Below are 21,185 nucleotides of genomic sequence, written 5' to 3'. Positions count from 1 at the left end.
ACATTCTACTCCACAATAATATTGCCTATAACACCACGATAGTAAGTTTGAGGGTCGTACATAGCTTCGCTATAAATGGCAGGAGTTGCGAATATACCTTTATTAATCGCTTTAATCTTATATTGATATGTCATTTTTTGATCAGAAATAGTACCGAAAATCATCACTCTATCATCACGATTATTGATATATATCGGTTTCCATATCATTACTTCCTGCGTTCGTGCTAATATATTTACGTTATTATTATCCGGTAAAAGCTCAAAACCTGCCGGTAATAAATCAAGTATCACCATATTGCTTAAGGTTTTATTACTAGCTGATCTCATAGTGATTTCCACCGTAATATTATCACCTAATTTTACTTTACTGATTTCTTTATTATTTTCATCAAGATATTTTTTGGTTATCTCTATGCCTTTAACTATCTCTTTATTTTCTATTAATTGCTTATCATAGCCTGAAGTTAAAAGCTGATAGAAAAAGCCGTTACTTGAGGATGTTAAGTCTATATCCTTATTTTCTACTGACAGCTCAGCAATCATCACTTTATCGCCTTTTAAAGTAACTTCTTTACCTGTAGAAGTCACCTTAATAGTAGCCTCATCTACATTATTTATCTTATCAGCATATGCAAGGCTTGCCATAATGGCGTAGCTTGCCGATAGACTATTATAGTTATCCTTAGCAAAAAGAGCGATATCCTGTACAATTTTTGGGTCAAAGTTTTTGAGTCTTTCAGGGAAATGCAGAGAAATTAAGTATAAATACTGACTATATTTTATTAGAGGATTATAATATTGATAGTCTGTTTTTGGTATCGGTTTATTTAGAGTAAATCTATCTAATAATTTATCCGCTTCTTCATTCATTTGTAGCATTTTATAGCTAGCAGCTAAATAAACGCTAGTTAAATCATCATGCCATGTATTTTTATGGTACTCGTCTAAATATTTTAAAATATTTGCAATATAGCTTGTAGTAATAACGCTATTTTTTGTTAGGATATAAACCGCATATGCCTTTTCTCTTGCTTCATCTAAGGAGCTTATTGATCTGTTAGCCATATTCTCCAAGTAGTAAATACCTTGATTAAAAATATCACTTGGAACGGCTAAATATCTAGTTATCCCTTCGCTTAAGAAATGTATAGCATAAACGGAAATAAAAGGGTCAGAATCGTCGTTAAAATTGTTCCAATACCTAAATCCACCGTCATAATTTTGGCGTTCCGATAGGGTTTGAAATGCTTTCGATAAGGATTCATCCATTTTCTTGCGGTCAGTTTTAAGAATCTGAACTAGCTCTTGTTCATTATATAATAAAACATTAGCAAAATTTTGGCTTATTAATTGCTCAGTGCAACCATAAGGATAATTATCTAGGAAATCTTTAAAGCCGGAAATAATAGCTAGCGGTGATTTAGAAGCGGAAATTTGCAGCTTAGCAAATTCAGGATATAAATCTCGCAAGATTTTTAAATTAGCTTTGTTGTCTGTAATAAAGCCTGTATCAACTGTTGTAACGCTCGGACTAGCAGGACGAACGCTCGTAGTACTAGTTAATTCTGAGCTATGCACTACTGCCATAGATATTATACTAGGCTTTAGGTGATTTATAGAAGCCGTGACTTTGAAATCTGCCGAACCGAGTTTATCCGTTGCTTTTAATTTAACATTAATGGTTGCTTCTTTACCTTCATCTATTTGTATTTCTGCCGGATAGTCTAATATTTTTAGTCCTTCGCTTGTTTCAATATTTACAAAAACTTGGGCATTACCTGAGTCTTGTAGATTATTCAAGATTGTAACCGGTACTGTAAATTCATCATTCGGAGCTACAAATAAAGGTAAATTTGGATTGATAATAAGCTCGGATTGGACTAATAAATCAGCTTTGGAAGTTCCTATAGCGTCAAGGCTTGAGGCTACCCCTATAACTCTTAAAGTGCCGTTAAAATAGCTTGGTATGTCAAATGTGACTTCTCTCTCATCAAGATCTGCTTCTAAAATTCCTGACCAAAATGCTACCGGAGGCTGGCTTTTTCTTTTAAACGGATTAAGGTTTCGAGCGACATTTATAAAACCGTCTCCGGCAGGAGCCGCCATATAAGCTTTCATTAATAAAGGACGCTCAGGTAATATTAAATCCATGATTTGTGATGTTCGGACTTCCAAGGCTTTATCGTTAATAAAGTAATTAAGCGGGTCGGGAGTCTGATAACCGGCAAATGATAATATCCCTTCATCAACGGCAAATATTATGATTTTACCTGGGGTTGCAGTACGATAATTAATTGTTAATTTTTCGCCTGATTTAATTTTTGTAGGAAGCGTTAATTCAATATCTTGTTTATGTTTATAAATGCCCGCAGTAAACGGTACTACTGCATAGCTAAACGGTGACATAAAGATTTCCGTAGCTTCTATGTCTCTTATAAATTGTACATTTACATATCCTTTACCCTCAAAACCATCAGGGATTTTTATTTCTTGAATACTATTATTTTCGTCAGCTTTAAACCATACAAAATTATGTACTTTATCTGTTTCGATAGTAATTAATCCATAACCTGTATAAGGAGTTATAACATTTAAAAGAATGTTATCGCCGGCTTTATAATCATCTTTATCAAGTTTAACTTTTAAATTTGCTTTGTCTGTTAAATTAGCTGTAACATTTCCTTCACCTATTACCGAAAATTCAGTTTGAGCAAAGATTGTATCTTCTTTATCAGTTAAGTAAATAACGTAATCGCCTGCTTCTTTAGTAGGCACTTTATAAATATAGCTTTCGTTTGCTGCGATATTAACCTTGTTAGAAGATATATTAGTCTCAATAGGTACTGAACTGTAAGAATAATTACCGTTACTATCTGCTACTAAGTTATTTACATAATTAATCTTTTTTAAGTTAAGAGTTAAATTAGGTACAGCTACTTTTTCTGCTTTATTTGATATGGCTATGAATTCTATTGTTGAAGCAGCTTTTTTCTTAATATATTTTAGATCGCTATCGCTTCTAAATCCTATAATATAAGGCAGAGGTGAAACTATAAGCGATTTGCTTGCGTTTACGCTTCTTCCTGAGTCAGGCTCAAATCCTTCTGCTGAAAATGTTAGATTAAAAGTAGCATTATAATATTTTTCAAGATTAAGGTCAAAATTTGCCGTACCTGTAGAGTCGGTAGTAATATCTCCTAAACGTTCGTTAAAAAACTCTTTATTTCCTTTGCTACTATAAAATTTATATTCTTTAAAGCTAGGTATGAAAAACTCGGTAGGTCTAATATCAATAAAGCCGCTAACTTTTCTATTTTCTGCAGGAGTGCCATAAAGATTTACAAGGTTAACATTTGCTTTGAGGTCTTTTGGATTAGTCCATAGCTCATCTTGTGAGTTATTGAAGTTTATGTTTATTTTCATGCGGTCAGGCTGAAAATCACCAACCCTGACAGATACGCTATTAAGATAGTTATTGCTGCCTTTATCTCCTACTAAATATAAGCTTATATTATATAAACCGGTTAAGGAATCATCAAGCGTTGAGAATAAATATTCGCCGAATCCTTCTGCATCTAGAGCTATTTTACTTTTATCTATTACTTTTCCTCTAGGGTTAGTTACTTGTATTTCTAAAGGTAAGCCGTCAAATTTTCCTTGCCAATCGGTTTGTTTGAGCATAATACCTATATGGCCTTGCTCGCTTGGTCTATAGATGCCACGATCAGAAAATAAATAAGCTTTTAACCCTTGATCGGAACTAACGGCTCCTGCTACATCAAACCGAGAATAATTAACTTGCCTATCAATTCTACTATACGGCATAAACGAAAAATCATCCTTAGTAGTTAATATATAAGCCACTGGAGCTTTTTCTTTTGTAAAATCATTTATATTTGATAAAACGGCATGTCCTTTACTATCGGTTTTGCTGCTTACTAACACCTCACCGTTAAGTCCTATAATATCTGCTTTAACGCCACCGGCCGGTTTACCGTTACTGATATAAGAAACAAATATATGATGTGTTCCGCTTTTATCGGTTTTTACTATAAAACCAAGATCGGTAACTAAAATTAATCTTTTATCTTGAGATATAATGTTATTATTATTGTCTTTAGCATAAACTTTTGCTAGAAATAATCCCTTAGAATAGCTGCCTGCTTCTTCTAAATTAAAATATTTGCTGAAATCTAAATCAGTATAATTAGGTAAATTTAAATTGGGGGAATTAACTATTACTTCCTCTTGAAATACTTCAGAAATATTATACTCATTAAAATTATATTCATTTATGAAAGTCGGATTTTGGAAAATATTATATCTATTTGTTTGGCTGATTAAATGATTAATTTCTTGCTGATTAATCTTATCGATTTCTACATATAATTTATCTATGCCAAGTGAATATACGGGAAGCTTTCTTTCGCCAGCTAATGAAAGAATAGAGCCGTCGGACATTAGCTTAACTTCTTTAGGGTTGTCCGGTATTTGTACTATTTGAGAGTAATCTGAACCAAGTGTTAAATTATCTGATGTTTTAACACCTTTATTTACTTTAACAAGCAATCCTCTTTTCGGCAGCGTATCTACTTTAAAACTATGCGTGGTAGTAATGCTTGGAACGGAAGGCAAAAGCTCAAAATTTATTTTTTCACTCGATTTAAGGATATCTGCCGTTACTTCGTTCGGACTTTGCCAGTTATAGTTTTTTTTGTCTGCAACTCCTAAGAAAGCCGGTTTATCTTGTGGTAATAAAAATAACTCTAAATGTTTTTTTATATCCTCACCCGAAACCGGTGTATTTGTAGTAATTATAATTATCTGTTCCGGTTTTAGTTTATCATCTTTAACAATTGTAGCAGTACTATTAGTGATTTTTAAATATGAGGATAGACTTGGAATTAATACATTTTCTTTATAAGAATATCTTATATTATTCGGCGTCTTATTATTTTGATCTTCTACATTTTTATATGTAAAAATTTCTCCCCCATATAGAGGTTTAACACCGTCTTTTATAATTACGGAAACTGTATCTTCTTTATCTGTAAGCGGTGGTATATTAGTAATAATCGTAGCTTCCGTATTATATGTGTTGAATTTGATAGAAAACGGTAATTTTTCCTTGGTTGAAGATTTTATAAATTCTATTCTTTCTTCTAAAGTTTTAGGCTCTATAGGGTAGTTAAAGGCTATTTTAGTTTGAACGAATTTTTTAGAAATATCGATATTATCCTGTAGATAATTCATTTCTTTAATAACAGGAAGTAGAGGTAAAGTTGTAAAACTTATATTATTACTTTTTAGACCGATAAACTGAGGAAATATATAATCTTCGATAGTAATCTTATAAGTTTGATGAGCTGCAAAATTGCTTTCTGGAGTAAAATTTATGTTATACCACCAGCCAAATCGCCATTCTCCTTTAATATCAGGCGAAATAGATATGTAATCATTCATTCTTTTTCCGTTAAGCCCTAGCTCTCTTTGCGGTTTTGTACACCATTCTTTAATTCTAGAGTCGCAAAGGTCAATATTTAACGAATTTTGTCCTGCTAACAGATTTTCATTAGTTAACTTAAAATATAAAGGTATTTTTTCGTTAAAGCTTGCAGCAATTAGTTGTAAATTTATTAAACATAAGAAAATAGCAAATACAAATTTGCGAAAAATATTTTTCATATCTATAGCTTATTATTTATGATAACTTCAATTATATATAAATAAAATTAAGTAAAGCAATGAATAAGGATATTTTTTTTCAATATTTAACAAAATTTTTTTTGTTATTTGGACAAGAATATTGTTATGAGATTATCATAATACTCGGATTTACTATATTTAGGAGGCAGCTATTTGCACAAGCTATTTGTGTATTACTTTTCACTACAATTTTAAATATATTATTAAAATATACATTTGAAATACCTTTAAATCCTGCTCTAAATATTAAAGGTTTTGCTTTCCCTAGCGGTCATATGAGCAGTGGTGTAGTATTTTACGGTTGGTTTTTTGCGAATATTAGATATTCCTTATTAAGAATAATAATAGTAATGATTTTAACCGGTATAGGATTTTCGCTGATTTATAAGGGCTATCATTATCCGGTTGATATTATTGCATCTATAACAATCGGAATAATGGTTATTGCTGTTATATATAGTTTAACCAAAGAAGAGATTATTCAAAAATATCCTTATATGTTTGGAGTGTTTTTATGGCTATTAACCGCACCGATGGTAGCTTATCTTAAAGTTATTGAGGTGAATTGTCTTGCTTGGGTATGGACGGTATTTTGGGGATTACTCGGTTTTACTATTTCTTGGGGGCTGTTTTATAAATATTTTGATCTTCCTCAATCAAAATTAAATCGTTTTATTAATTTAGCTATAATTGTCGCTTCAGTAGCTTTGATTGAATATATTAATTATTTATTCAAACAATATTTGGGCTATAAATTTTATTTAACCTGGTTTTTAGTAGGTCTTAGTTTTCCACTATCGGTGAGGTTATGCCATATTCACATAAGATCAACGCATTAGTATATGAAGTAGGTTAAGTTGCACTTCATTTCCTTATTTATCGTATAAAGCGAAAATTCCTATTGACTTTTATATAAAACAGTATAATTTTCTTTACAATTTAATTTTTTGTAAAGAATTTATGCGTGGCTACGAGAAAGAACAAAGAAATTTAACAAGTGAACAAAAGCAGGCAGTAGGTCTTCTTTCAATAGGTACGTTTCTAGAATATTTTGATCTTATGTTGTATGTGCATATGGCAGTACTTCTTAACGAGCTTTTCTTCCCTAAATCAGACCCGTATACTCATTCTCTTCTTGCTGCTTTTTCTTTCTGTGCTACTTTTGTTTTTAGACCGGTAGGAGCTTTAATATTCGGTTGGATAGGTGATAATATAGGAAGAAAAACTACAGTAATAATTACAACTTTCTTAATGGCACTTTCGTGTTTACTTATAGCGGTTGTTCCAACATATGCAGAAATAGGATTTACAGCAGCCTTAATATTTACATTATGTCGTATAGTGCAGGGTATGTCATCGATGGGTGAAAAAGTTGGAGCAGAATTATATTTAACGGAAATTACTGCTCCTCCAATACAATATCCTATCGTCTCATTAATAGCTGGTTTTTCTACTTTTGGCACAAACTGTGCATTAGGGGTAGCATCGTTAATACTCTCCCTAGGTATTAATTGGCGTATTATTTTTGTTATTGGAGCTGTAGTTGCTTTAGTTGGAACAGTAGCAAGAAAACAGCTTCGAGAAACACCTGAGTTTGTTAACGCAAAGCTTAGACTAACAAAAGCTATGATTGAGATTAATAAGGATCCTGAAATTTTAAAAACTAGTGTAGTTTGGAATGAAAAAGTTAATAAGAAAACGGCTTTTGCTATATTTTTAATAAATTGTGCATGGCCTATATGTTTCTACTTTGTTTATGTACATTGTAGCGATATTTTAAAACATTCGTTTAATTATAATCCAGAGCAAATTATTAATCATAATTTTATTGTCTCATTATCAGAATTAGCCAGTTTTTTTGTATTACTTTACTTAAGCTATAAAATACATCCTTTAAAAATTCTAAAATTTGTATCAATAATGTTTTTGGTTTTTGTATTAATATGTCCATACCTATTGATATTTTGCGTTAAAACTCCTTTTACTTTACTGTGTATTCAATCATTTTTAGTAGCATTCGCTCCGGGAGTAGAACCGGCTGCTGCTATATTTTTTAAACATTTACCAATTTTTAAAAGATTTACATATAGTACTTTTATGTATGCAGCAGCACGTGCCTTAATATACGCAATTACTTCTTTTGGAATGATTTATTTAATAAAATTATTTAATTATTGGGGATTATTAATTGTTATGCTTCCAGTCTCATTAGGGTATATATTTGGTATAAATCATTTTAGAGGATTAGAGATAGTAGCTGGGAATTATCCCCAAAAGGTATAGCGTTTTTAGGCTTTAAGCAGTACACTTTAGTAAGCCTAATCAGCTCTTTTTCTATACTATATACCTCAAGATAAGCAGCAATAATTAGAAAAGCCTTAAGGGTTTCATTCAGTATCTTTTCTATTTTCTCAGGTGATTTAGCTCCTAATGTTTGTATATTATGGATTCTATCAAATAATTTTATAAGAGCTGTATCATATCTTTTTTGCTGAATTAATAAATTGAGGCTTTCTTCGGCACTAATTTTTCCGTAAGGTTTGATTCTAGTTAAACCCTCTACGTGGTTTGCAACTTCTAGCCCAAAAATTGTAGTTATGACTTCTTCGGTAAGTTCTGTATCTTCAATAGTATCATGAAGTAGAGCAGCATTTATCATGTTAGAAGTATAAAGTTTAGGAGCTTCTTCAGCTACAAATACCGCAAGCATAATTGCCACTTCAATCGGGTGCGAATAATACGGATCGCCGGATTGACGCATTTGAGAACCGTGATATTTACGAGCATAGAAAATGCCTTTTTTAATTTCTTCAAGGTCTACAGTTTTTTTTACTTTAGTGTTTAAATATTCAAGTTTATCAAGTAGTTTCTTAGCATAAACGCAAACTTCAAACTTTTCTTTCCAAGAGCTTATATCTTCCATAAAAAGTTATTTTTTATTAGACTTATTGCATAACTTATTTCTAAAGGTAATTTGTATGTCAATCCTAGCCCCTCATCCTCGCGTACTATAATGTATGCTGCGGTCCTGTGCTTCGTGTTTTCTTCAAATTCCTCTTTATTAACTACGTATGCAATAAGTCTATTGTTATTAATAATAGTTGATTACAATTACAGTAAAAATTAAAAAATTGCAATAACAAAATAATTTTTTAACTTTAAATATATTAGTAACTATGTAGTCATAGTACCGGACGACTTTTAAAAAGCCCTCTATGTCATCCATGCAAGGCATTGTTGCGTGGATACTAAAACCGTCATTGCGAGGAGCGAAGGGCGTTGTTGCATTGCTCGATTTTTTTGTTGTCATCCCGTGATTTATTCACGGGATCCAGTTAAAAATACTAATATTATTAGTATTTTTATTTGTTTTACTGGATACCGTGGACAAGCCACGGTATGACACCCAGCAGGTTTTCCGAGCCATGCAACAACGCCGGAGCGAAGCGACGAGGCAATCCAGGAAAAGATTAAAAAATTCTGTAAATCAGAATTTTTGACTGGATTGCTTCATCGAATTACTACGTAATTCTTCTCGCAATGACGGAAAATCAGTCCACGCAACAATGCCTTGCATGGATGACATAGAGGGCTTTTTAAAAGTCGTCCGGTACTGTATATAGTGGTGCCGCTACCCAATTAAAAGTATTTAATCATTGGAAATGAAACCACCAGCTGCAACTAAAAAAGTTACAGTTTATTAAATTATATTACTTTTTATTTAGATTACATTTGAGGATATTTAATTTATATGTTAACTTATATAAATATCTTATGATTTATTTTAAAAATAAATACTCATCTAGCTTAGCTTCCTAGTAAAGTATAAAGTCAGAATAAATTACTATTTTTGTTGTCAGATTATGATTTAATTATAATTAGTAATGGCAATAATATTTATAGTTATGTTTGACTTATTAGTGCTTAATAGGGAGTCTTATCATGAAAGATCAATTTACGTTGCTAATTAGAACATATTTTCCATTCACTGCAAGATTAAAAATTTCGTACAATTCTCAAACCATATCTAACTTAATTACTTAAATATAATTAGAAGAGATTATCAGTATAATCTCATAAAAATAAAATATAAGTTGAAAAAATGTTAAAAATTTAGTAATTTATTAATAATTCTAAAATAGAAATACAGAATTAGAAAAATATTATTAATTTAAAACAAGAGTTTAATATGAGAGAAGTGGCACAAGAGTTAAAGAAAAGAGAAGATTTAAAACGTCCTTTAGAACAAACAGTTTTACCTAGCATAGATGATTTTAAGAAAGATGAGTCTCCCAAAAGACAAAAAACTGACCTCAGCCGAAATGATTTATTGTTGCAGAAAATTAAGAATAATGATCCTGAAATTGTTCGTGTAGAACTACCGTATGAAGAAGATAGTAGTTTTTTGTCAATTGTAATTAAAACTTTAGAGAAAAATACTGTAGTAAAAGAAATTGATTTATATGGCAGCAACCTTAGTAACGAGGATATAAAAAATCTAAGCAAAATTGTAAAGTTAAATAAAATATCACATTTAAACCTGAATTCTACTTCTTTAGATAGTGAAAAAATAAAAATTCTTATCGATGCTTTAGCAGATAATACCTCCCTTGAATATTTATCTTTAAATTCTATTTCGCTGAAAATAGAAGATTTAAGAATATTAATAGATGCTATTAAAAATCACCCTAATTTAAGTTCTTTAGCATTAGGTAGTAGTGAAGTAGGAAATAAAGGAGCAGCAATTATTAGTGAGTTGTTTCATTCAAAACTACCGTTAAAATCCTTAGATATAGGACAAATTAATATTACTGCCGAAGGGATAGAAATTATCGCAAATAATATTAGCAGTGCAAAATTAATGTCGTTAAATTTAGGGTATAATAACCTTAGAAACGAGGGAGTCATAAAGTTACTTCATGCTTTAATGGCTAATCAATATATTAAAGAATTAATATTAAATGAAACAAGAATTTCCGAAAAAAGTGCAGAAGTAATTGGAAGTTTTTTAACCTCAACCCCCATTGACACTTTAGATTTAAACAAAAATAACTTAGGGGATGGAATAAAATATATAGCATCTGCTTTAAAATTAAATCCATGGTTAAAAACTCTAAATCTTAATGACAATAATTTAACCCATAATAATATAAAAGAACTTACTACTGCATTAATCGAAAATAAAGCGTTAGAAACTTTACTAATAAGCAATAATATTGAAATAGGAGATCTAGGTTTTGAAGCAATAGCAAACATGCTACAAAAAAACAATTTTCTAAAAAAATTAGCTCTTATGAATATTAAATTAGGAGATCTAGGAGCTGCCTATCTTGCTACAGTATTTCTTTATCACAAAGATCACCTACAACATATAAAGGAATTAGATCTAAGAGATAATAACATAACCAATTTGGGTGCGGAAAGTTTAAAAAGCATTCCAGGTAACATGACGATTTTAATAGACGGTAATGATATTGATAATTCAATATTTGAGGAAAGCGTTGAGGCTTTAGGAGAAAATAATTAAAATTATAAAATAATATTTATATGGCAAATCTAACAAATGCACAGAAAGAAAAATTAAAATTAGAGTTTGTTAAATATGTAGATAGCCAGACAGTAGAGGATATCATAAGAGATAAAAAATCGAGAGAGACTTTATTAAGAAGTATTATATTAAACGAATCTATATCTATAGCTGCCTTAAAAATCCTTACTGAATACTATAGGGAAGTACACAAAAATAATAGTGAAGCCCTCGATGAAAGTTTTGAAAAATTAGCAGTTCTAGCGGTTTTAGCAGGTAAAACAGAAAAGATTATTCCAAAAGAGCTTGTTCCTTATATGGCATTTCATGTTGGATTTGCTGAAGAGAACCCTACCCAGGAACTATTAAATGACAACAACAACTCAAATCTACAGAATTTTGCATATGCTTTCCGTATTCGACTTAACTCAAAGATTATAAAAGAAAATGATACTCCTTTACAAAATAGACGCTTTGATGCCTTAGGTAGGTTAATTCAATATAATAGCCAATGTAGTGCCGTATGTTTTGATGGCAAACAAATTTTAGTAGCGTTCAACGAATTACATAATTCTAGTGTTAACACAAAGAAAGTTGAACAAATTGAGACACATACCACAAAAGTTTTTAAATATTTACAAGATTATACTACTCACACAGCTTTGCCTAAAGAAGAGCAAAAAAATTTTCTACAACAACAAAATCTATCTACTCAACGAAAAGAGCTACTTCTAGATGCTGCACAATATTATTATAAAAATAATAGTGACCATAAGGATATATTACCACGCATTTTGCAAGAACTAGAAAAATATCCGAATAATAATCAAGAGGTTCAACAAGAAGTCTGTAAAGTAACCGGGGCAAGTCCAAAAGTAGTTAAGGCAGTAGCTAGAGCTAGAAGAGATTTGATGAAATTAGAAGATGCATTAAACCCTGATATTATTGATGCAAGTAAAAAATTTGCCCCTTCAATTATTGAAGCTATAAAACAACCATATAAAATTGTATTAGATGGTCCACTTAGCGATAAAGCTCATGCTGAAATGAGAATAATACAATATATAAAAGAACAACTTCAAGTTCGTGATAATCAATTAAGTGAAGAAATATACATAGGATTGTCTAAACTTTGTTGTATTAGTTGTGATTTAGTTATAAATAAAGAAACGAAAAATGTAAATTTTCATTTTACCGATAAGAATAAACAAAAACACTTAATACCGCTTAATATTACTACTAGAGGGGGAAATGGAGTAGGATATGAATGGGCTTTAATAGATGCTATAAGAAAAAATCCTAAGTGGTTAGAAGATTTTCTAGGTAAAACAGCATATGAAAAATATAACACTTTATCAGAACAGGAGAAGAAAATAGCAATCAACGGTATAGTAAGATATATTGGAAAAGGGGAATTAAAGATTAAGGATACCCCGCTTAAAATAAATCCGAAGAAAGAACAGAGAAAAGATAAAGAAAATGAACCTTTAAAAAAACAGAGACAAAAGAAATTGACAGCTGACACTTCTTCTAGTGAAGCTGAAGAAAAAAATGAGCCTAGGGAAAAGATAATTGCTGCTGCAATTTATGACTCCACCTTTCCTGCAGCACAAATACAGCCTATCATTTCTACAACACAACCAAATGTATCTACTACACTTGATTCAGCATTGGAGGAAATAAAAAAATTGCAAGCAGATCTTGTTCATGCACAAGAAAACACTCTGCAAAGTCTTTCAGCAAATGAGTTATATCAAAAGCTATTAGTCCATCCTGATATATCGTTAGACTTTCTTCAACGTCTTATTTCAGAAAAACAACAACTAAATAAGAAAAAAAATGACAAGCCCGGTCCACAAAATGACCCCAACCTAGAAGATAAAAAAAATGCTTATAATCAAAGAATAAGTAAACCGGACATTCTTCCTTATCTTTATCAATATAGTGATTTTGATGCAATTAGTCCTCAATTGATAGATAAAACAAAAGTAAATTTTAAAATTTTTGTTGAAGATCAAAATAGTGACCAAGATAAAGATAATGACACAAACATAAAAAATATTCAAAACGAATTTCCGCTATTAGATAAGCCTATAATAGGAATTTATAATATACCTGGAGGGATAGGACATTGGACAAGTTTTGCTATTTTAAAAGACGAAAAGGATCAAGTGGTACTACTTTATAAAGATTCTATGGGAGGTGATTGTCCAAAAGATATTCAGAAAGCGGCAGAAATGTATTCTAATGGCCAAACTGTAAAACCCATTGTAAATAACTCAAAAGAACAAGGAGGACATTTAACTAATAAGGGTGTTGATGTTAATTGTGGTATATATGCTTTAAAAAATGCAGAAATAATATATAAAAATATTATTGACCCTACAACAGCAATAAACTTTATCCATAACTTTAACGAATACAAATTTTCATCTCGTGAAGAAGCAGACGAAGCCAGAAAAAATGAATTTGCTAAAAAGTATGTCATAGGTACATATAACAAATTACTTAATCAGGAATTACAAGATATTATAAAACCACTTATTCATCATAGACACGAATCAGAACTTAAATCAATTAATAATTTATTGAATACGACACTGCAATCTATTTCAACTTCGGAAATTGCGGGATGTGAAATATTGGATTATAACTCTGCATTTTCAATTACTAAGCATAATGAGCCTAAGTTATATTTAGAACTCAGTAATATACAACAAGAATCAGAGAAGTATAAATATGAATATCATATATCTACTCCCATGAATTATGCAGAAACTGCAGAAAAATTTCTGCAGAATTCTAATTTTAACATAGAAAAAAAACAAGATATTACCGGAGGAGTGCGTTATATAGTTACTTCTAATGAAATCGAGAAAATGCCTACTTGGTCTGTGGAAGACTTTAATGATGTTAAGAAAGCTCATGAAAATGATGACTTAAAAAATGAGATAATTGAGATTTTACCGGCAGCACTCAATGTTGATCTCAGTTCCTTAGTAGAAATAAAAGAAATAATCAATGCCGAAGAAAGGAAGAAAAAAGAGCAATTAAAAGCCGGTACAAAACTTAACCAAGATATAGTAACTCCTAGTGATAGCACACCTAACCAGGACACACAAACCCCACCACAAAAACTTTCAACTTTATCACATGATAATAGTAACAGTGAGGAGGAATTAGTAATAAATCGCAGAAATTGGTTAAATATTTCCAGCTTTCAACCACCTGACAACAGAGCTCAATCATCATTATTACAATCACCTCAAGATACACCAAGCTCTATTGCTATTAATGATATAGAGAGTGATGAAATGAGCTCTACACCTAATAGTATTGAAGAGTTACAAAGTAGAAGCTCTAGCTCTTCTCAAGACTTATTATCTAGGAATAGTAGTGAGGAAGAACTAGTATTTAATAGGAATAATATCATATTTGATCTATCTAGTAGTAATACCAATACAGATAAAATAAAACGTGATAATGATGATGTGAAGAACGACAAAAATGAACTACTTAGCAACAGTAAATTACCAAGTAAAAGCTCTAATTCTTCTCAAGACTTATTATCCAGCAGTAGTAGTGAGCAAGAACTAATATTTAATAGGAGCATATTACCTATCGATATTGAGTTGCCAAGTAAAAATTCTAGCATAAATACAAATAAACGAAAACATAGTTCTAGTGAGAATGAAGAGTTAACACTAGGTGGTATAGAAGATGAGTCGCCTAGTAGCAATGTTGAGAAACAGTCAAGTAAAAAACCTAAAGCAACCGACTTGAATCTACCCAAAAACTTGAAATTTAGTAATCTTACTCGCCTCGAAAAAGAAAACCTTACTAATTTATTATTACAAGAAGAGCTAAATGTAAATGGAAAATATAATTTAACCGAGCGTTTAGCTGCCGTAAATGATAATAAAGAGGTATTGAATAAGTTTGATAGGGAAGCGGTAATTACGGCAAATATAGATTTTAAAGCAATTGATACAAAAGAAGCTGCAAAAATAGGCTCAGTAGAAATTAGAGTAGAACATAATCACTTAACTGACCACACAAAAAATACTCAAACTTTAATTTCAGAAATTCAAAATGGTAGAATTAATAAAAATACGGTAATAGCTATTGAACGTAAGCAATATGGCGAAAATCTCGGTATGAAAGACGTAATTAAAATAGCAACTATATTAGAGTATAATGAAAAAAATCCTGATATTCCTATAAAACTACCTGTAGAACTAGAAAATACACCTATATTACAAGACGCTATTTTATATAAAACGGCTAAAGAAAAAGGAATCAAAATTATCAGCTTAGAAGGTAAGAATTTAGAACACTTAAAAAATACACCGCTTTATAATGAGAATCGTGAACAATATATGACAGACGTAATTAATGAGATTCGTGGTAAAGGATATAATGTGATTGCAAGTGTCGGCTCTAGTCATGTGATTAATTTAGAGAAAAACTTAGAAAACAGTAAAAAACATGACATAGGATTTAGTCACATACCTAGAAAAATACTGCAGAAAGCTTTAAATATTGGAAGTGCCGTTCCAACAGGAATGGTTAACATAAAAGCAAGCACTAAAGGTAATAGTATGATACAACGGAAAGCTTTAAACAGTAAGCTAAAAAGAAATATCTCAACTGGAAGATAACTCTACATAGGAGAAAATCTTTATTTCCTGGGAACACATGTGTTTCTTTCTTACTTAAATCTCACGCTTACGGCTGTGTTCACGTATTTTTAACGGCTTTCGCAGGCTCGCATTTAAATTCATCTTGTCTGAAGCTTTATGAATTATGCTATACCACCTTTAGTTTTTGTGAATCTAACATTAAGATCTGAAAAGCTTGATTTTATGCGGCGTCTGTCGTTTAATAAGTTTGTAGAAATACTGAAAAATGCAGAATGGCGCACCCGAGAGGAGTCGAACCCCTAACCTTATGATCCGTAGTCATATACTCTATCCAATTGAGCTACGGGTGCTAAGCTTGAAGTACTTATTTCTAAGCCTTATTTCTTGTTGCTAATATACGAAGAAGCATATATAAAAGCATAGCATTTGTCAAGAAACATAGAGTGTTCTTATGTTTCTCTGAATAATAAAATATAAAAAATTACAATTAATAGTTGAATTATCATATTATATATTGTATATAGAGGTTCATAAATTAATATGAGAAAAAAATGAATAAAATAAAATTAATTATAATTTGCTTACTTTGTATTAATATGACTGCACGAGCAGATAATATATCAGAAACTGCTAAAAAAAATTTAGAGGTAATTAATTCTTTAAATGTTGAGGAAAAATGGCAGAAAGGTAATGTAATAAATTGTAAGTCGGGAGAAACTTTATTAGAAGAAACGGAAAAATATAACTCTCCTAAGTTAAAGCGTTTGACTCATTGTAGTTGTTTTGCTTATGCCGCTAGTGCAGCCTTGGGTCTTCCCAATAAGTCTCTACTTCCTCATCCTGAAAGCGATAAAGAATTTATACCTACTTTATCAAATAAGCAAGCTGAGTGGCTTGAAACAGATGGAATAAAGAACGGATGGAATTTTGTTAAAGCAGGAAATCGTGATGATAATTTTATTCAAGCACAAAAATTTGCTAATCAAGGATATTTTGTTGTGTCCGTATATAAAAATGCTAACCCAAAAAGAGCAGGGCATATTGCCGTTGTAGTACCAAGTAGTAAGGATATAGAGAAAATAAAAAATGAAGGACCAGACACGGCTCAAGCTGGTAATATTAATTTTTCCTGTAGCTCTTTGAAAAAGGGTTTTAGGAATAAAAAAGATGCCTTTAAAAACAACGAAATAAAATTTTATTATTATAAAATATAACAGATATCAGTAAGGTAACTGGACCGTTTTTATTCTATGTCATTCCAGTAGGGCATTGCCTGTGTGGATCAATTTCCTGTTGTCACCGTGGGGCTTGACCAGCGTTGTTGCATGGCTCGAGAAATCTGCTCTATGTCATTTCCGCGTAGGCGGGAATCCAGAAAAATAACTTAAATATTAATATAGAAGTTACATATTTGGTAAAATAAACCTAAAAAACAAGTTTTTTATAGGTTTTTACTTCCTTCCCGCCTCCGCGGGAATGACATAAAACGAGCCATGCAACAAGATCGGCTTGAACACGTTATGACACCTCTTTTAAGTTGACACTCAAGTGTCTTCGCAGGGATAACATAGAGGGCTTTTCAAAAACTGTCCCGTGATATGATAGCATAGGCAAGCCTTACAAAGTTTGAGTCAATATCTTATCAGTTGAAGAAAATTATCTTTCATGCTGTTTTGAACTATCTTTAGAGGTATTGGGTGTTTGATTTGGAGTTTTGAAATTCCTAGCAGGTTTAGGTGGTGCCTTAGACGGTGTATTTAAAGCTTGTCTTACGTGTTTTGCTTTCTCTTGCGTTTGTACTGAAGTAGGTGCTTGAATTTGATTACTCCTAGCTGCCTTAGACGGTGTATTTAAAGCTTGTTTTACGAGTTTTGTTTTTTCTTGCTTTATTTGTACCGGAGTAGGTGTTTGAAGTGAGCTTTTATAGCTTTTGGTATCATCTATAACTTTATAGTTAAGATGTTCCATTGTTAAAATCTTTTCTACTTTTTTAGCTTGATATTCTTCCTGGCTTTGTCCTGTAATTGTTGTATAAATTTTTTCCAAAGGTGAAAGTTCAGCTTTCTTATGTATACCATGCAAGACAATAGCCATTCTGTTTTCATGGTGTTTTAAAGATGGGGTATCTAATTTGGATAAAAAATTTTCAAATTGCTTAATTTGAGTATCACTAATGGAAGTATTGAGTTGTTTTAAATCCTCAAATATTTTCTTATTAAGTATTAGTCTGTCATTCAACTCTTTAAGCTTATTATCTACTGCTTTGGTAAAGTTTTCTATATTTTGGGGTGTTAGTTTATTTTTGTCTAAAGTTGTGACTTCATAAGGTATATCCGAGCTAGTTTTAAGAGTAATTGGGGGATTGCCAAATGCTTTTTTTATTTCCGGTCCTATAATCTTTACTACTAGCTGATCTTTAAGGCTATTATTTCCATTTATAACTATATCTTCATATAACTTGTCGGGTATCTCTATATTTTTATATATATTGTTAACTAAGTTTTTTTTCTCGCCCATATTCATTTGAGCGTCTTGACCGTTTATTAATTCACTAAAAGGTACAGCTTCATTTATAACTTCTTGTTTAAAACGATTTTTTATTAGATTATTTATTTTTTCATTAGAAGTAAAAGCCTCTCGAAATTCAGTAGAAAACTTTTCCATTTCTTGTTTAAGTTCTGCAAAATTATTAGATGAAGCTCCTCTATCTTGTGCGTCATTGATTTTTTCGGTTATTGCAAGTATTGTTGCCGGAACATTTATAACGTTATTTTTTACCACTTCTTTTTTCCCGTCTATTTCTACGGTAGAAGTTTCATTAGGATCAGCTTCAAATGTTCCTTTAAAAGCTTTTTTAAAATCTTCATTATTGATATCTATAGGTTTTTTATCTGCTATTATTTGATTTTTTAATTGCCCTAGAACATAACCTTCTATATCACGTATGTCGTTTCTTGCACCATTAATAATTTCTTTAATCTGCTTCTCAGTAATAGGTGATTTAGTTGGTTGGTTGTCTTTCGACATAATAACGCCCCTAACTTATTTACTAATTCTATTAAATTATTATTCAACTATTTAACGCTGTTAACAAGTTAATTTAAATTAAACTAAGTTAAATATTATTAAGTTACTACTTAAAAAGCACGTGAGAATATTTTAGAGAGAGGTTTTTGGGAGGGAGTAGGTATTATTGTATCGATTGTTTTATGTTATGTACGCATGGCATTGTTGCGTGGATCGGTAAAATTCACTGTGTTACCTAGTTCGCTTGACCACGGGCTCCAGTTAAAAATACTAAAATTATTAGTATTTTTATTTATTTTACTGGATACCGTGGATAAGCCACGGTATGACACGAGTAGGTTTTTTTAGTTATCAGCTATTTTAGAGATTTACGCAACAGCTCCCATCCATGGAATTACTACTTCCATGCTATCGCTACCGGCTAGTTCCATTTCGCTGTAGCTTGGTAAGTTATCATAAACAAAATGTCCAATACCTGCTGCTACATTTACTATACCAGCTACATCGTGATATGCACACTCTGCTGCTTTCATCACTGTACAAGCTGCATTCTCTACAGTTTTTGCTGCATTTTCCGGTGAAGCTACTACTGCTGCGACAAAAGTTGTCATAACAGCTGTAGGATGGTGATAAATAGCACTTGCAGCTGCACCTACTACAGTTTTTATAACTTCAGGCATAACGAGACCAAAGGCATGGCCAGTCATTACTTCAGCAGCAAATTCTTTGTAAGCACAAAGTCCAAGAACACCTTGAATAGCTGTTTTAGCAGCGTAAGTAGCAGTTAAAGCAGCATAAGCTCCACAGCTTGCAGCAGCCGTTGTTGCGTCTGCAAAATGTTTCGTAGCACTTGCAAAGTAGTTATATGTTGCGTCAGAAACTTTTATTCCTGCATATGTAGTCGTATTATTTACTACTTTGTTTACTACTTCTGATGGTATATTATTAGAATCTGTATTTTTTGAAAAAAAGTTAAACATAATTTATCCCCTTTAAAAATTTTGATTAAATTTAATATTTAGTTAAGAAAGTAATAATCAATTAATATATTCCGACTAAATATTATAATGCGTTGTTAGTAGTTTCTTTTTTGCCTTAAGGTGCATTATACACTAATAACCTGTCACATGTCAAGAGGAATTATTAATAAATTACTAAAAAATTAATAATTCCTTATTTGATTAAAAATACATTGATGATTTTTCTGTGAAAAGGTCTTATTGATAGGTTGCGGATGTTATTCTTAGCTAAGACGGGCAAGAGCTTATTGCATGGATGCCAAATCGTCATTGCGAGGAGGTATTGACGTTGTTGCATGGCTCGGAAAACCTGCTGGCTGTCATACCGTGGCTTGTCCACGGTATCCAGTAAAACAAATAAAAATACTAATAAATTAGTATTTTTAACTGGATCCTGCGATCAAGTCGCGGGATGACAGGGGATTTTGATCCACGCAACAATGCCTGCTCGCAATGACGGAAAACTAATCCACGCAGGCAACATTAGTCATGGTATGACATCGGATAAGAAAATAAAAATTTTATCTACTATTACCCTGGCCTTTGCCAGTTGATTTATTAGTAGGGCTAGCTGATGGAGTAGGGGATTGTCTAGTTTTATGTATTGGTTGGTTGCCTGTCGTAAATTTGTTTATTAATTTTTGTGCTATAGCCGTAACGGGATTCTTGCTAGCAAAATTTAAGTTTTTTGCAACGACTTGTGGAGGTTTGGTTGAAATAGGCTTTGTTTGGGGGACCGGTACTTCAGGTGTTTCAATAGAGCTTGCATAACCTTGATGCGGTTTGTTTGGCTCTTGTTCCGGTGTTGGTTGTCTACCTACAGCTGTTTCAATAGAGCTTTTATACGGTTTTAGTTCTGCTAAATTTTTTGTTGGTTGATTTAAAGGAGATTTAGAAGGCTTTTTCGAATCTTTTTTGGTTTCTTTCCACTTACGTGTTGGCTTGTTTAGAATGTGTTTATCTTCTATTGACATAAATCCCCTATATTTAATGACTGTTATTGTATTAAACCATTATTTATCAAGTCAAACAAGTTAATTAAAATTAAGTTAAGTTAAAATATTAGTTAGAAATATTAAACTGTTACTTTCAAGATACTCTATATTGTTAATAATTTATTTACTATATAAGAAACTTTTATTAATTCTAAACTTATTTTAAAAAGAGGATGTAATACCGCTTTTAAAAGAAAAGAAATATATATATGATATTTTTTTGGAGATAGAATTTTTCTATACCACTTAACCATAAGCCTTAAGCA

The 21,185-nt window shown here is 31.4% G+C and carries 9 protein-coding genes, 1 tRNA gene and 3 pseudogenes; 6 read left to right on the top strand and 7 right to left on the bottom strand.

All coding sequences use genetic code 11. The annotated features are described in order from the left end of the window. Window positions 1-5: 5 nt before the first annotated feature. A complete protein-coding gene (locus H6P87_RS04440) occupies window positions 6-5,687 on the bottom strand; it encodes an alpha-2-macroglobulin family protein (RefSeq protein ID WP_202068558.1) in 5,682 nt (1,893 codons plus the stop codon). 59 nt (window positions 5,688-5,746) lie between these two features. Here H6P87_RS04440 and H6P87_RS04435 point away from each other — a divergent pair, with 59 nt between their 5' ends. Next, window positions 5,747-6,547: a phosphatase PAP2 family protein gene (locus H6P87_RS04435; RefSeq protein WP_202068556.1), complete on the top strand. Its 801-nt coding sequence runs from the start codon at window positions 5,747-5,749 to the stop codon at window positions 6,545-6,547. A gap of 121 nt (window positions 6,548-6,668) precedes the next feature. Continuing rightward, a complete protein-coding gene (locus tag H6P87_RS04430; protein WP_202068549.1) occupies window positions 6,669-7,991 on the top strand; it encodes an MFS transporter in 1,323 nt (440 codons plus the stop codon). Here H6P87_RS04430 and H6P87_RS04425 read toward each other — a convergent pair. Beyond that, window positions 7,945-8,631 (bottom strand): HD domain-containing protein, encoded by a 687-nt coding sequence (locus tag H6P87_RS04425; protein WP_202068547.1) that lies wholly within the window; start codon window positions 8,629-8,631, stop codon window positions 7,945-7,947. The two genes, H6P87_RS04430 and H6P87_RS04425, sit on opposite strands and share 47 nt — an antisense overlap. A 14-nt stretch (window positions 8,632-8,645) precedes the next feature. Further along, window positions 8,646-8,771: pseudogene (locus H6P87_RS04420) on the bottom strand (palindromic element RPE1 domain-containing protein); the annotation flags it as partial. A 1,267-nt stretch (window positions 8,772-10,038) separates the two neighbouring features. Between H6P87_RS04420 and H6P87_RS04415 the strand changes: the two are divergent. From H6P87_RS04415 to H6P87_RS07360, 3 genes and pseudogenes are all read left to right on the top strand, one after another. After that, window positions 10,039-10,725: pseudogene (locus tag H6P87_RS04415) on the top strand (leucine-rich repeat domain-containing protein); the annotation flags it as partial. 237 nt (window positions 10,726-10,962) lie between these two features. Next, window positions 10,963-11,235, top strand: a complete 273-nt coding sequence (locus H6P87_RS07550) for a hypothetical protein (RefSeq protein ID WP_410528058.1) — start codon at window positions 10,963-10,965, stop codon at window positions 11,233-11,235. 20 nt (window positions 11,236-11,255) lie between these two features. Beyond that, window positions 11,256-12,815: pseudogene (locus tag H6P87_RS07360) on the top strand (hypothetical protein); the annotation flags it as partial. Window positions 12,816-16,151: 3,336 nt separating this feature from the next. Here the strand turns inward: H6P87_RS07360 and H6P87_RS04400 are convergent. Further along, a tRNA-Arg gene (locus tag H6P87_RS04400) sits at window positions 16,152-16,228 on the bottom strand. A gap of 201 nt (window positions 16,229-16,429) precedes the next feature. Here H6P87_RS04400 and H6P87_RS04395 point away from each other — a divergent pair. Beyond that, window positions 16,430-17,092 carry a hypothetical protein gene (locus H6P87_RS04395; protein WP_202068545.1) on the top strand — a complete coding sequence of 221 codons (663 nt, stop codon included), beginning with the start codon at window positions 16,430-16,432 and terminating at the stop codon, window positions 17,090-17,092. A gap of 442 nt (window positions 17,093-17,534) precedes the next feature. On the opposite strand, the gene H6P87_RS04390 is transcribed toward H6P87_RS04395, so the two are convergent. The 3 genes from H6P87_RS04390 to H6P87_RS04380 all read right to left on the bottom strand — a co-directional run bounded on the left by H6P87_RS04390 (window position 17,535) and on the right by H6P87_RS04380 (window position 20,898). After that, window positions 17,535-18,905 (bottom strand): hypothetical protein, encoded by a 1,371-nt coding sequence (locus tag H6P87_RS04390; RefSeq protein WP_246437752.1) that lies wholly within the window; start codon window positions 18,903-18,905, stop codon window positions 17,535-17,537. A gap of 368 nt (window positions 18,906-19,273) precedes the next feature. Further along, complete coding sequence (locus tag H6P87_RS04385) at window positions 19,274-19,885, bottom strand: hypothetical protein (protein WP_246437750.1); 612 nt, start codon at window positions 19,883-19,885, stop codon at window positions 19,274-19,276. Window positions 19,886-20,445: 560 nt separating this feature from the next. Further along, entirely contained in the window at window positions 20,446-20,898 is a 453-nt protein-coding gene (locus H6P87_RS04380; RefSeq protein WP_246437747.1) for a hypothetical protein, read from the bottom strand. Window positions 20,899-21,185: the final 287 nt, after the last annotated feature.

It is taken from the genome of Rickettsia tillamookensis, from assembly GCF_016743795.2.
In the GTDB taxonomy this organism is placed as follows: domain Bacteria; phylum Pseudomonadota; class Alphaproteobacteria; order Rickettsiales; family Rickettsiaceae; genus Rickettsia; species Rickettsia tillamookensis.
Note: the sequence above shows the minus strand (reverse complement) of the source record. Positions and strands in the feature narration are given on the sequence as shown.

What these genes read in the sequence shown, in the direction of transcription:
- H6P87_RS04435 (WP_202068556.1), top strand. Translation starts at nt 5,747, where the DNA reads ATGAATAAGGATATTTTTTTTCAATATTTAACAAAATTTTTTTTGTTA.
- H6P87_RS04395 (WP_202068545.1), top strand. Translation starts at nt 16,430, where the DNA reads ATGAATAAAATAAAATTAATTATAATTTGCTTACTTTGTATTAATATG.
- H6P87_RS04440 (WP_202068558.1), bottom strand. Translation starts at nt 5,687, where the DNA reads ATGAAAAATATTTTTCGCAAATTTGTATTTGCTATTTTCTTATGTTTA.
- H6P87_RS04385 (WP_246437750.1), bottom strand. Translation starts at nt 19,885, where the DNA reads ATGTTTAACTTTTTTTCAAAAAATACAGATTCTAATAATATACCATCA.
- H6P87_RS04425 (WP_202068547.1), bottom strand. Translation starts at nt 8,631, where the DNA reads ATGGAAGATATAAGCTCTTGGAAAGAAAAGTTTGAAGTTTGCGTTTAT.
- H6P87_RS04390 (WP_246437752.1), bottom strand. Translation starts at nt 18,905, where the DNA reads ATGTCGAAAGACAACCAACCAACTAAATCACCTATTACTGAGAAGCAG.
- H6P87_RS04430 (WP_202068549.1), top strand. Translation starts at nt 6,669, where the DNA reads ATGCGTGGCTACGAGAAAGAACAAAGAAATTTAACAAGTGAACAAAAG.
- H6P87_RS04380 (WP_246437747.1), bottom strand. Translation starts at nt 20,898, where the DNA reads ATGTCAATAGAAGATAAACACATTCTAAACAAGCCAACACGTAAGTGG.
- H6P87_RS07550 (WP_410528058.1), top strand. Translation starts at nt 10,963, where the DNA reads ATGCTACAAAAAAACAATTTTCTAAAAAAATTAGCTCTTATGAATATT.